The organism is Cupriavidus sp. Agwp_2 (genome assembly GCF_040784895.1).
Lineage (GTDB): Bacteria > Pseudomonadota > Gammaproteobacteria > Burkholderiales > Burkholderiaceae > Cupriavidus.
In genome coordinates this window covers 2,024,256-2,036,217 of the sequence record NZ_CP088083.1, presented here as the reverse complement: position 1 = coordinate 2,036,217, position 11,962 = coordinate 2,024,256, and the positions used below count along the sequence as shown (strand labels likewise).

12 protein-coding genes are annotated in these 11,962 nt (G+C 68.2%); 9 read left to right on the top strand and 3 right to left on the bottom strand.

What is annotated here, in order from left to right; all coding sequences use genetic code 11:
• Positions 1 to 111 precede the first annotated feature (111 nt).
• Entirely contained in the window at positions 112 to 786 is a 675-nt protein-coding gene (locus LPA45_RS09390; RefSeq protein ID WP_317924476.1) for an SGNH/GDSL hydrolase family protein, read from the bottom strand.
• Positions 787 to 929: 143 nt separating this feature from the next.
• Here LPA45_RS09390 and LPA45_RS09385 point away from each other — a divergent pair, with 143 nt between their 5' ends.
• Together LPA45_RS09385 and LPA45_RS09380 are read left to right on the top strand one after the other, a co-directional pair.
• Positions 930 to 1,400, top strand: coding sequence for an SRPBCC family protein (locus LPA45_RS09385; RefSeq protein ID WP_317924477.1), 471 nt, complete (start codon positions 930 to 932; stop codon positions 1,398 to 1,400).
• On the top strand, positions 1,397 to 2,878 hold the full coding sequence (locus LPA45_RS09380) for a DHA2 family efflux MFS transporter permease subunit (RefSeq protein ID WP_317924478.1): 1,482 nt from the start codon (positions 1,397 to 1,399) through the stop codon (positions 2,876 to 2,878). The genes LPA45_RS09385 and LPA45_RS09380 overlap by 4 nt, the downstream gene beginning before the upstream one ends.
• Positions 2,879 to 2,908: 30 nt before the next feature.
• Here the strand turns inward: LPA45_RS09380 and LPA45_RS09375 are convergent, their stop codons facing one another.
• The gene (locus tag LPA45_RS09375; RefSeq protein WP_317924479.1) at positions 2,909 to 3,178 is read right to left on the bottom strand and encodes an acyl-CoA-binding protein; all 270 of its coding nucleotides are present in this window, start codon (positions 3,176 to 3,178) and stop codon (positions 2,909 to 2,911) included.
• 131 nt (positions 3,179 to 3,309) lie between these two features.
• Here LPA45_RS09375 and tsaB point away from each other — a divergent pair, with 131 nt between their 5' ends.
• From tsaB to LPA45_RS09355, 4 genes are read left to right on the top strand one after another with little or no spacing between them, the layout of a single operon-like run.
• On the top strand, positions 3,310 to 4,068 hold the full coding sequence (gene tsaB / locus LPA45_RS09370) for a tRNA (adenosine(37)-N6)-threonylcarbamoyltransferase complex dimerization subunit type 1 TsaB (protein ID WP_317924480.1): 759 nt from the start codon (positions 3,310 to 3,312) through the stop codon (positions 4,066 to 4,068).
• Positions 4,065 to 4,640 (top strand): ribosomal protein S18-alanine N-acetyltransferase, encoded by a 576-nt coding sequence (gene rimI, locus LPA45_RS09365; protein ID WP_116320587.1) that lies wholly within the window; start codon positions 4,065 to 4,067, stop codon positions 4,638 to 4,640. The genes tsaB and rimI overlap by 4 nt, the downstream gene beginning before the upstream one ends.
• Positions 4,637 to 5,569, top strand: a complete 933-nt coding sequence (locus LPA45_RS09360; RefSeq protein ID WP_317924482.1) for a uracil-DNA glycosylase — start codon at positions 4,637 to 4,639, stop codon at positions 5,567 to 5,569. The genes rimI and LPA45_RS09360 overlap by 4 nt, the downstream gene beginning before the upstream one ends.
• The gene (locus tag LPA45_RS09355) at positions 5,544 to 6,719 is read left to right on the top strand and encodes a DUF1853 family protein (protein ID WP_116320589.1); all 1,176 of its coding nucleotides are present in this window, start codon (positions 5,544 to 5,546) and stop codon (positions 6,717 to 6,719) included. Before LPA45_RS09360 ends, LPA45_RS09355 begins: the two co-directional genes overlap by 26 nt.
• Positions 6,720 to 6,743: 24 nt before the next feature.
• On the opposite strand, the gene lplT is transcribed toward LPA45_RS09355, so the two are convergent.
• Complete coding sequence (lplT, locus tag LPA45_RS09350; protein ID WP_317924483.1) at positions 6,744 to 8,063, bottom strand: lysophospholipid transporter LplT; 1,320 nt, start codon at positions 8,061 to 8,063, stop codon at positions 6,744 to 6,746.
• Between the two features lie 635 nt (positions 8,064 to 8,698).
• Here lplT and alr point away from each other — a divergent pair.
• From alr to LPA45_RS09335, 3 genes are all read left to right on the top strand, one after another.
• The gene (alr, locus tag LPA45_RS09345; RefSeq protein WP_116320591.1) at positions 8,699 to 9,820 is read left to right on the top strand and encodes an alanine racemase; all 1,122 of its coding nucleotides are present in this window, start codon (positions 8,699 to 8,701) and stop codon (positions 9,818 to 9,820) included.
• 109 nt (positions 9,821 to 9,929) lie between these two features.
• Positions 9,930 to 11,291 (top strand): DNA repair protein RadA, encoded by a 1,362-nt coding sequence (gene radA, locus LPA45_RS09340; RefSeq protein ID WP_317924485.1) that lies wholly within the window; start codon positions 9,930 to 9,932, stop codon positions 11,289 to 11,291.
• A gap of 3 nt (positions 11,292 to 11,294) precedes the next feature.
• Entirely contained in the window at positions 11,295 to 11,867 is a 573-nt protein-coding gene (locus tag LPA45_RS09335; protein WP_317924486.1) for a GNAT family N-acetyltransferase, read from the top strand.
• Positions 11,868 to 11,962: the final 95 nt, after the last annotated feature.

Sequence of the window (11,962 nt, the reverse complement as noted above, 5' to 3'; positions counted from 1 at the left end):
CTTGCGGCGTTCTGTGTGAGAGCGGCCGCATTGTGCGCCGGCCCTCCTGACAACTGCTGTCAGGAGTGATGTTTCGGCCGGCCGCAGCTGGGATGCCGACAGGCGTATTGGTCAGCGCGGCAGCAGTTCGCGCACGACCGCGACCAACGCGTCGCCAAGCGCCAGATGCGCGTCCGCGTCGAGGTGCACGCCGTCGACGGCGCTGCTCTGGATGAGCGAGCCAGCATCGAACATCGGGCAGTCCAGTTGTGCACAGACCCCGGCAACCGCTTGCGGCAGGCCGGTCCATTTGTGCTCGCCACCGGCGAACTTGGGCGCCAGCGGCCCCCGCGGCGTGCGGATCGGCGGCGGCACTACCACCAGCACCGGCGGCACCGGCATGCCCGGTTCGATCGGCGCGGTGCGGATCGCCTGCACCAGGGTGCCGATGCCCTGGGCGGCGTGCCAGGCATTGTGCGGATGCATCGATTGGAAATCGTTGTTGCCGAGCATCAAGACCACCAGCGCCAGCGGCGAGTGGATTTCGATACGCTGCGCCAGGCCCTGCAGCCCGTTGCGCCCGGGCTTGAAGGGATCGTCCCAGACCGTGCGGCGGCCGTTCAGGCAGTCTTCGATGATGCGCACCGGTGTGCCGCCGTCGGCGTTCAGTGCCAGCTCCAGGCGGCCCGGCCAGCGCACCGGGAACGGAAGCCGCTGGCGCGAGCCGGGGACGATCCCCCAGGACAGTGAATCGGCATAGACAAGGACTTGCAGCGGATCGGTGTCGACCAGCGTCGCGGCGGGCATGCGCGGACTCCAGGGAAGTTGACGGGCGGTCGATATCCAGCGGGAAGGGCTGTCACAGTCATGTTGCACTGCGCAGACAAAAACGTCTCCCGAACACGCGGAGACTTCATAATATCGACTTATTGAAGACAGGGAGAAAGAAGTTGCGCTTCGAGCACTTGGTGGAAATCAACGATCCAGGCAACCCTCAACTGGATCCGCTGACACCTGACCAGCTTTGGCAAGGCCTGGTGTTGCGCGCCGAGTCGCCCGAACTGTTCGTGCTGGGTCTGGACAGCGCCGAAGTGGTGGCGCGGGGCGACAACTGGATCGACCGCGTGCTGCATTTTGGCCAGGCGTCCATCCATGACCGCGTGGTGTTCGAGCCGCGCCGCCAGGTACGCTATGAAACCGCCGCCACGGCCGAGCACGCTGGCGGCACGTTGACCATGGTGATCGAAACCCCCGGTCCGGGCGCGCTGCTGCTGCGCTTCATCTACGACACCACCATGCCGGCCGTCGACGCGAGCGGCGACGACCGCTACGCCGAGATCGTCAAGTCCGCGTACCACGAGGCCGACCTCGACACCGTCCGCAAGATCCGCGAGATCGCCGACACCGGACGGCTCGGGTGAGCGAGGGCCCCGGCACGCCGAAGGGTCCCGGCAAGGAGCCGGACGCACTGACCCGGGCAGCGCTGCGTGCCCGCTACGGCGACCGCCTGCGCTGGCTGGTGCTGATGACGCTGATGCTGGGCACGGTCTCGTCGATCGTCTCGTCCACCATCATCAACGTTGCCATCCCCGACCTGAGCCGGCATTTCGTGCTGGGGCAGGAGCGGGCGCAATGGGTCGCGGCCAGCTTCATGATCGCGATGACGCTGTCGATGCTGCTGACGCCGTGGCTGCTCAACCGCTACGGGCTGCGCCGCACCTTCCTGGGGTCGCTGCTGCTGCTGGGTGCCGGCGGATTGTTCGGCGGGTTCTCGCCGACCTATGGCGTGATGATCGCCATGCGCGTGGCCGAAGGCGCCGCCGCCGGCATCATGCAACCGCTGCCCAATATCCTGATCCTGCGCGTGTTCGAGGAGCGCGAGCAGGGCAAGGCCATCAGCATGTTCGGCTTCGGCGTGGTGCTGGCGCCGGCGCTGGGGCCCAGCCTGGGCGGTTTCCTGGTCGAGGCGTTCGGCTGGCGCTCGATCTTCTTCGTGGTGGTGCCGCTGACGCTGCTCGGCGCGTTCATGGCGCGGCGCTTCATGGCGGTGGACTCGATCATGATGGGCGAGCGCGAGCCGCTGGACTGGCGCGGCCTGGCGCTGGCCGGCGTGGCCACCGTCAGCCTGCTCAACGGCGTGGTCGAGATGCGCAACAGCGTTGCCGCGGGGATTGCGCTGGCGGGCTTTGGCGTGCTGATGCTGGCCGCGTTCGTGCTGTGGCAGTTGCGCGCGCCGCATCCGCTGATGAACATGCGGCTGTACAGCTACCGGCAGTTTTCCGCGGGTGCGGTGGTGGCGTTTATCTACGGCGCGGGACTGTTCGGCTCGACCTACCTGCTGCCGGTCTACATGCAAATGGCGCTGGAGTACACGCCCTCGCGCGCTGGCCTGGTGCTGTTGCCGGCGGGCGTGATGCTGGCGCTGACCATCGCGGTGGCGGGCCGCTTCACGCATCGGATCGCGCCGCATGTCCAGGTATCGTTCGGGCTGGCGCTGCTGGCGCTGTCGTTCCTGCTGATGGCGCTGGGCTCGCGCTCTACGCCTTACCTGATGCTGGTCGCGCTGGCCGTGCTGGGGCGGATCGGGCTCGGCTGCATTTTGCCGTCGCTGACGCTGGGATCGATGCGGGGCGTGGATTTCTCGCTGATCGCGCAGGGATCGAGCTGCATCAACTTTATCCGGCAGCTGGGTGGCGCGATCGGCGTGAGCCTGGCCGGCGTGGGGCTGCAGTGGCGCCTGGCCCAGCACGGCGCGGTGCTGGGCCAGGCGGGCGACGCCGCGCTGCAGGCGGCGCGCATCCGCGCCTTCGATGAAACCTTCCTGGCGGTCGGGGTGGTGATCGCCAGTGCCATGTTCGCGGCCTGGCGGATCCGGCCCAGGCCGCTGCCGGCGGGCTGAGGCCGCCGGCTTGCGTGGCGGGCGGGGGGCTTAGCTGGTCGCGCCGCTGCGCAGTTCTTCTACCAGGGCGACATACTGTTCCATCGCCTGCTCGCGCGCCGTGCCGCGCAGCGCTTCCCAGGCTTCGAACTTGTAGCGGCCGACAAAGTCGGTCATGCCCGGCTTGTCGCCATGGGCATCGCCTTCGCTGCCTTGCTTGAACAGCGCGTACAGGCGCAGCAGGGTCATGTTGCTGGGACGCTCGCTCAGTTGCTTGACGTCGATCTGGGCCTGGTCGAAGCGTGCCTGCAGGTCGCTCATGGGTTCCTCCGTGGGGATAAGCTGGATCAAGGTAAAAGTGCAGCCCGATGATAGCCGCGCCAGCGCGCCGGACCGGTCGCATAAAACCGAAGAAGCCCTCGGTTCCGGGCGCCAGCGGCTACAATCGCGCCATGTCCTGGATTCTTGCTGTTGAAACCTCTACGGAGTGGTGCTCGGTCGCGCTCGGACGTGCCGCGGCCGGCGCCGGCATCGAGTGCCTGGTGCGCCATGAGCACACCGGTGCGCGCTCCTCTGCACGCGTGCTGCCCGCCGCCGGCGAGCTGCTGGCCGAGGCCGGCATCGCACTGGCCGATTGCGCCGCGATCGCCTTCGGCGCCGGTCCCGGCTCGTTTACCGGTCTGCGTACCGCCTGTGGCGTGGCGCAGGGGCTGGCCTTCGGTGCCGGCCTGCCGGTGGTGCCGGTCAATACACTGATGGCCTGTGCCGAACGCGTGCGCGCCGCCGAGCCGCCGCTGCCCGCTGGCACCGCGGTGCTGGTCGCGCTCGACGCACGCATGGACGAAGCCTATGCCGGTGCCTTCGGCTGGGATGCCGCCGCGCAGGAGTGGGCGGAGCGCACGCCGATGCTGGTAAACGCGCCGGAAACCGTGCAGTTGCCCGACGGCGAATTCTGGCTGGCGGGCAATGCCGCCACGGTCTTCGGCGAACGCCTTGCGGGCCTGGCGCGCGCGCAACGCGTGCTGCCGGAAGCGATGCCCCATGCGCAGCCGATGGTAGCCATCGCACTGCGCGCGCTGGCGCGAGGCGATGCCATCGACGCCGACCGCGCCATGCCGATTTACCTCCGCGACAAGGTGGCACAAACCATCGCCGAACGCGAAGCTACCGCCGCCGCGCGCGCCGCGGCCACGGCCGGGAGCGCATCGTGAGCGCCGCCTATCCTCTGGAAGAGCGTGCCGACTGGCCGGCCGTGCCCGCCATGCCGCCGCTGCCCCAGGGTTTCACACTCGGCCGGATGAGCGCGCTCGACCTGGAGGCGGTAGCCGGCATCGAGGCGCGCGCCTACAGCCATCCGTGGACGCGCGGCAATTTCGAGAACTCGGTCAAGGCCGGGCATCTTGGCCTGACGCTGCGCGATCCCGCCGGCACGCTGGTGGCCTATGCCGTGCTGATGCCGGTGGTCGACGAGATGCACCTGCTCAATATCACCGTCGAGCCGCTGCGCCAGCGCCAGGGGCTGGGGCGGCTGATGCTGTCGGTCGTGCTGGCGACCTCGCACGCGCACCGCATCCACACCATGCTGCTGGAGGTGCGTCCGTCCAATACCGGTGCGATCGAGCTGTACGAGGCCGCCGGGTTTGCCGAGATCGGCCGCCGCAAGGGCTATTACCCGGCGGTGGGCCGGACCCGCGAAGACGCGCTGGTGCTGCGCCGGAGCTGGCATGACGAGGTCGCCGGGGAAGGCAGGGATGGCAGGGAAAGCGGGGAGGGCCGCGCATGAGCCGCCGCGCACGATTCCTGGAGGCGCTGGGCATCACGGCCGAATGGCTGCCGCGGGCGCGCGAGGGCGCACCGCAGGCCGAGGTGGTGTCGGAGGCTGTAGCGGTTAATGAGCCCGTTACTGAGCCCGTTGCTGGGCTCGTTACTGAGCCCCTTGCCGAGGTCATTGTCGAGCCCGTCACGGTGGCCGCGCAGGCCGCTGCGCCAGTCTTGGAAGCCGCGCCGGCTATCGAAACCGCCATCCCGGCGGTGCCTCTCGCCCCTGTGGCGGTGCCTGTCTCGCGGGCGCCAGCCGAACCTTCGCTGGTGCCGGCCGGCCCGGACCCCGACCCGGCGCAGGCCGGGCGCGAGGCTGCCATCGCCGCCATGGCATGGCCCGCGCTGGATGCCGCCGTGGCCGGCTGCACGGCTTGCGGACTGTGCCAGACCCGCACCAATACCGTCTTCGGCGTTGGCGACCGGCAAGCGGAATGGATGCTGGTCGGCGAGGCCCCGGGCGAGAATGAAGACATGCAGGGCGAGCCCTTTGTCGGCCAGGCCGGCAAGCTGCTCGACAACATGCTGGGCGCGCTCGGCCTGGCGCGTGGGCGCAACGTCTTTATCGCCAACGTGCTCAAGTGCCGCCCGCCGGGCAACCGCAATCCCGAGCCGGCCGAGGTGGCGCAGTGCGAGCCGTTCCTGCGGCGCCAGATCGCGCTGGTGCGCCCCCGGGTCATCGTGGTGCTGGGCCGCTTCGCCGCCCAGTCGCTGCTGCGCACCACCACGCCGATCGGCAAGCTGCGCGGCACCGTGCATACCTATGAAGGCATCCCGGTGGTGGTGACCTACCACCCGGCCTACCTGCTGCGCACGCTGACCGACAAGGCGCGCGCATGGGAAGACCTGTGCCTGGCCCGCGAGGTACATGACCGTGCGGGAGCTGGGGCCTGACCTTTCGCTGCATCGCGGCGGCGACGGCAACCTGCCGTCGGAGCCGCCGCTGTGGCGCCGCGCCTTGTCGCCGCGCACGCGCGACCTTGCCTGGACCACGCTGTCGCCGCCGCTGCTGTCCGCGGTAACGGGCGCCGCGCCCGCGCGCTGGCCCGCCGGTACGCTGGCGGCCTGGCAGCACTGGCTGGAAACCGCCGACCCGGCGGCGCTGCCAGCCACCATCGACGAGCTGGCCGGCGGCCATGCCGCCTTTCCTTCCGATCCCGTTCCCAATCCCGCTCCCAATCCCGCTCCCGGCCCGGCTGCCGCCATGCAGCATGTGCAGGACCCCGCCAGCCGCAGCCTGCGGCTCGGGCGCCATGCCGAGCGGCTGCTGCATTTTGCGCTGCGCCATATGCAGGGACTGTCGCTGCTGGCGGCCAATGTGCCGGTGCGGCGCGCCGGCGCGCACGGCATCCGCACGCTGGGCGAACTGGACTTCGTCTGGCGCGAACAGGCTTCCGGCGAAGTGGTGCACTGGGAGATGGCCGCCAAGTTCTATCTGATGGCCGGCGCGGTGCCGGCGCCGACCCTGCACGATTTTGTCGGGCCAAACATGGTCGACCGGCTGGGCGACAAGCTCGGCCACGTGGTCGGGCGCCAGCTGCCGCTGGGACGCACGCCGGAAGCGCGTGCGCTGCTCGGCCATGTCGTCGACCGCAGCGAGGTTTACCTGCTTGGCTGGCTGTTCTACCGGGACGGGCAAGTGCCGGCGGGACTTGACGCGCTGGGCATCGCGCCGGACCACTTGCGCGGCTGGTGGTCGCCGCTGGACGGCTGGCGGGCGCGCGCGGCGGCACGGCCGGGCCTGCGCTGGTGCCGGCTGCCGCGTTCGGGATGGTTGTCGGGGGCGCTGGTGCCTGACAGCGGCATAGAGGAGGTCGATGCGCTGTATGCCGCGCTGGCGCAGCGCTTTGCCGACCCGCGCCACGACCACGGCTGGCGCCGCGAAGCGCCGGTCATGCTATGCGAGCTGGAACCGGCCGGCCACGGCTGGTGGCGCGAATGCTCGCGCGGGTTCGTGGTGCCGCAGGGATGGGAGGCACGGGCCATGGCGCGGGCGGCGGAGCCGCCGCGGCAGGGTCCGCAAGCGCTGGCCGACGGGCCCTGAACGGGTCGCGCCGGCCAGGGGACCTCAGTGGTGCTTGTCCTCGCCGATCATCGCCAGCGAGTTGAAGGTGCTCACGTTGTACTTGTGCAGCTTGATCACCAGCATCATGGTCACGCAGATAAACAGGCCCAGCGCGATGATGACCACGCCGATAGGCACGTTCAGCTTGATCAGCAGCGCGTACAGGCACAGCATCAGCAGCACCGATACGTTCTCGTTGAAGTTCTGCACCGCGATCGAGTGGCCGGCCGACAGCAGCACGTGCCCGCGGTGCTGCAGCAGCGCGTTCATCGGCACCACGAAGTAGCCCGACATCGCGCCCACCAGCATCAGGAACACATAGGCGATGGCCATGTACAGCGGCATGTGCAGGCCCAGGATGTGCAGCGTCACCTGGGGCATGGCGTCCTTGGTGTAGAAGGCCATGATCATCACGGTCGCGCCCATCGCCACACCGAAGGGCAGCACCGACAGCGACTTGCGCAGCGGAATGCGCGCGGCGGCGCCGATCGCGCCCACGGCCACGCCGACGGCTACCACCGCCTGCAGCAGCGCGCCTTGCGACAGGTTCAGGCCCAGGGACTTCTCCGCCCACTTCAGCACGATGAACTGCAGCGTCGCGCCCACGCCCCAGAACAGGGTCGTCACCGCCAGCGAGATCTGGCCCAGCTTGTCGCGCCACAGCGCCAGGAAGCAGTCACCGAACTCGGCGATCAGCTTGATCGGGTTCTTTTCCTGCTGCGGGTAGCGGGCGCCGGTATCCGGAATGAACAGGTTGAACACCGACGCGATCACATAGAACAGCATGATCACGACCATCGCGGCCTCGGCCGGCGTGTCGATGCCGGTATTGACGTAGGGCAGGTCGAGCCGCATCAGGATTTCCGACACGTGCACCGAAATGAGTGCGCCCCCCACCACCGTGCCAAGGATGATCGAGCCCACCGTCAACCCTTCGATCCAGCCGTTGGCCAACACCAGCTTCTCAGGCGGCAGCAGCTCGGTCAGGATGCCGTACTTGGCCGGCGAGTAGGCGGCCGCGCCGAAGCCCACCACGCCATAGGCCAGCAGCGGGTGGAGCCCGAACATCATGATCGCGCAGCCGACCACCTTGATGGCATTGGTGATGAGCATCACCCGCCCCTTGGGCATCGAGTCGGCAAAGGCGCCGACAAAGGCGGCGAGGATGACGTAAGAAAGAACGAAGAACAGCTTGAGCAGCGGGGTCATCCACTGCGGGGAATGCAATTCGGTGAGAAGGGCGATGGCGGCGATCAGTAACGCATTGTCGGCCAGCGACGAAAAAAACTGCGCGGCCATGATGGTGTAAAAACCCTTCTTCATGCTTTCGACTTTGTCTCCATCGCGGACTTCCGTCACGCCGGTCAGGGTGGCACCGGCTGGGGAGGCTATGGTTTGCAGGGAACCTTGCGCCGCGGCCGTGTCGAAATGTCTCGGGTGCACTGCACTACGGCGTCGTGCGGCTTGCCTGACAGTCATTGACATAATGCTTCGCTTTTAGAACATGGCCGGAGCGTCCGGCTTTATATCACGAAAACATGACATTCCCGAACCCCGGCAAGGTGCCTTTTTGACTGCAAATTGCCGCGCCGATTCCCTGAAGACCCCCGGCAGCGGCATCCGGATGTGTTCAAATAACGGCTGCGATCCCGGTCAGAGGACCGGGTCTTCCCTGATCTGGTGCAACGGCACGACACTATCGCCGCCGGGCGACATCCGCATGACCAGGCGAACGCAGTACCCATGGCCGGTCACCTTAGCGCGACATGCCCGCTATATGAAGCACTCCGCATACTTCTACTGTGTCATCGCCTACCGACAGGTGACGTTTGCGCCATTGAAACTGAGACAGAGACAGAGCCGTCCCTCCAGTCCTCGCCGGTGACGTGACCGATGCGCCTGATGCGCCACCGCGCTACCGCACGCCCCGCGTTGCCCGCTTTACGAGATGTGACTCCATGCCAAGACCCATCAACGCTGTGATCCACCAACCCGCCCTGGCCAATAACCTGGGCGTCATCCGCCGCAGCGCGCCGAGCTCGCGCATCTGGGCGGTCGTCAAGGCCAACGCCTACGGCCACGGCATCCGCCGCGTCTTTGCCGCGCTGCGCGGCGCCGACGGTTTCGGCCTGCTGGACCTGAACGAAGCCGTGCTGCTGCGCGACCTGGGCTGGCAGGGGCCGATCCTGCTGCTGGAGGGCTTCTTCCAGCCGCAGGACATTGCCCTGATCGAACAATACCGGCTGACCACCGCGATCCACTGCGACGAACAGTTGCGCATGCTGGAAAGCGCGCGCCCCAGGGGACCGTTGGCGATCCAGCTCAAGCTGAACACCGGCATGAACCGGCTCGGCTTCCATCCGGCCCAGTACCGCGCCGCCTGGGAGCGCGCCCGCGCCATGCCCTGCGTGGGCAGTATCGTCCATATGACGCATTTTTCCGATGCGGATAGTCCCCGAGGCATCGCCCACCAGATCGAGGCCTTCGATGCCGCCACGGCCAACCTGCCGGGCGAGGCGAGCCTGTCGAACTCGGCCGCGGTGCTGTGGCATCCGCAGGCGCACCGGGCCTGGGTGCGTCCGGGCATCATCCTGTACGGCGCCTCGCCGACCGGCCGCGAGGCCGATATCGCCGGCACGGGCCTGCAGCCGGCCATGTCGCTGCACAGCGAACTGATCTCGGTGCAGGACCTGCAGCCGGGCGATACGGTCGGCTACGGCTCGCTGTTTACGGCGGACCGCCCGATGCGCATCGGCGTGGTCGCCTGCGGCTATGCCGATGGCTACCCGCGCCATGCGTCAGGCTGGGGCGAGCAGCGCGCGCCGGTGCTGGTCGACGGCGTGCGTACCGAGCTGATCGGCCGCGTGTCGATGGACATGCTGTGCGTGGACCTGACGCCGTGCCCGAAGGCACGGGTCGGCAGCCCGGTGACGTTGTGGGGCCAGGGCCTGCCGATCGACGAGGTGGCACAGGCCAGCGGCACGGTCGGCTATGAGCTGATGTGCGCGCTGGCGCCGCGCGTGCCGACCACGGTGGCGACCATCACGGCATCCGACAGCGCCGCGCCGGCCGTAGTGTGAAAGGTTGAAAGGGTTGAAAGCGAGACCTGCCGGCAGCGGCTGCCGCCGGCTATTGTGAGGGCCGGGCCACTTGTGCGCCCGGCTCGTTCTTTCCCGCAAGGATTTTCCGTTGGCCAAGACCAAGACCGTCTACACCTGTACCGAATGCGGCGGTACCACGCCGCGCTGGGCCGGCCAGTGCCCGCATTGCCAGCAATGGAACACGCTGGTGGAAACGGTGGCCGAGACGGCCGCTTCCAAGCGCTTCCAGCCGCTGGCTGCGTCGGCCATGGTGCGCAAGCTGTCGGAGATCGACGCCGCCGACGTGCCGCGCTTTTCCAGCTGCATCGACGAGTTTGACCGCGTGCTGGGTGGCGGGCTGGTGGCGGGCGGCGTGGTGCTGATCGGCGGCGATCCAGGCATCGGCAAGTCCACGCTGCTGCTGCAGGCGCTGGCCAACCTGGCCGGACAGCGCCGCGTGCTTTATGTCAGCGGCGAAGAATCGGGCGCGCAGATCGCCTTGCGTGCGCAGCGGCTCGGCGTGGAGAGCCCGGCGCTGGGGCTGCTGGCCGAAATCCAGCTCGAGAAGATCCAGGCCACGCTCGAAGCCGAGAAGCCGGAAGTGGCGGTGATCGACTCGATCCAGACGCTGTACTCCGAGGCGCTGACCTCGGCACCGGGCTCGGTCGCGCAGGTGCGCGAATGCGCGGCGCAGCTGACGCGCATCGCCAAGAGCAGCGGCATCACCATCATCCTGGTCGGCCACGTGACCAAGGAAGGCAGCCTGGCCGGGCCGCGCGTGCTGGAGCATATCGTCGACACGGTGCTGTATTTCGAGGGCGATACGCATTCCTCGCACCGGCTGATCCGCGCTTTCAAGAACCGTTTTGGCGCGGTCAACGAACTGGGTGTGTTCGCCATGACCGAGCGCGGGCTGCGTGGCATCAGCAACCCGTCGGCGCTGTTCCTGTCGCACCATGAAGAGACCGTGCCGGGCTCCTGCGTGCTGGTGACTCAGGAGGGCTCGCGCCCGCTGCTGGTGGAGATCCAGGCACTGGTCGATACCGCGCACGTGCCCAACCCGCGCCGGCTGGCGGTGGGCCTTGAGCAGAACCGGCTGGCGCTGCTGCTGGCGGTGCTGCACCGGCATGCGGGCATTGCCTGCTTTGACCAGGATGTGTTCCTGAATGCGGTGGGCGGGGTCAAGATCACCGAGCCGGCCGCCGACCTGGCGGTGCTGCTGTCGATCCATTCGTCGATGCGCAACAAGCCGCTGCCGCGCGGCCTGGTGGTCTTTGGCGAAGTCGGCCTGGCGGGCGAAATCCGTCCCAGTCCGCGAGGCCAGGAGCGCCTGAAGGAAGCCGCCAAGCTGGGCTTCACGCTGGCCGTGATCCCCAAGGCGAATGCGCCCAGGCAGAAGATCGACGGCCTTGAAGTGATCCCGGTGGAGCGCATCGAGCAGGCCATCGACCGCGTGCGCCACCTGGAGTAATGCATGGATGCGGGCGCGATCGCCATGGAAATGGAAACCCCGCGGCTGCGCCTGCGACAGTGGTGCGATGCCGACTACTCGCCATTCTCCGTGCTGAATGCCGATGCGGAGGTGATGCGTTTTTTCCCCGCGCCGCTGACGCGCGCCGAAAGCGATGCGATGGCTGACCGCTGCCGGGCGCTGATCGCCGGGCGTGGATGGGGGCCGTGGGCCGTGGAGCGCAAGCTGGACCGCGCCTTCATCGGCTTTGTCGGCTTGCACGAACCGGCCGCCGCGCTGCCGTTCTCGCCATGTGTCGAAATCGCCTGGCGCCTGGCACGCGATGCGTGGGGCAGCGGTCTTGCCACCGAAGCGGCGCGCGCGGCGCTGGAATATGGCTTCGGAACGCTTGGCCTGGACGAGATCGTATCCTTCACCACGCTGGAAAACCGCCGCTCGCGCGCGGTGATGGAACGGCTGGGCATGCGCGAGGATGCGCTGGGGTTCGAGCATCCGGCGCTGCCGCCGCGGCATCCGCTGCGTCCCCATTGCCTGTATCGATTGCCCCGCGCCACGTGGCAGGCGAGCGCGGCATAGTGCCCTGCGTCAATCCGCCACAGGGCAGGGGATGCGCAGCCGATGTGGCGCCCAAGGCGGGCGCGGAAAAATCGGTAATAATGCGCAGCAATGCC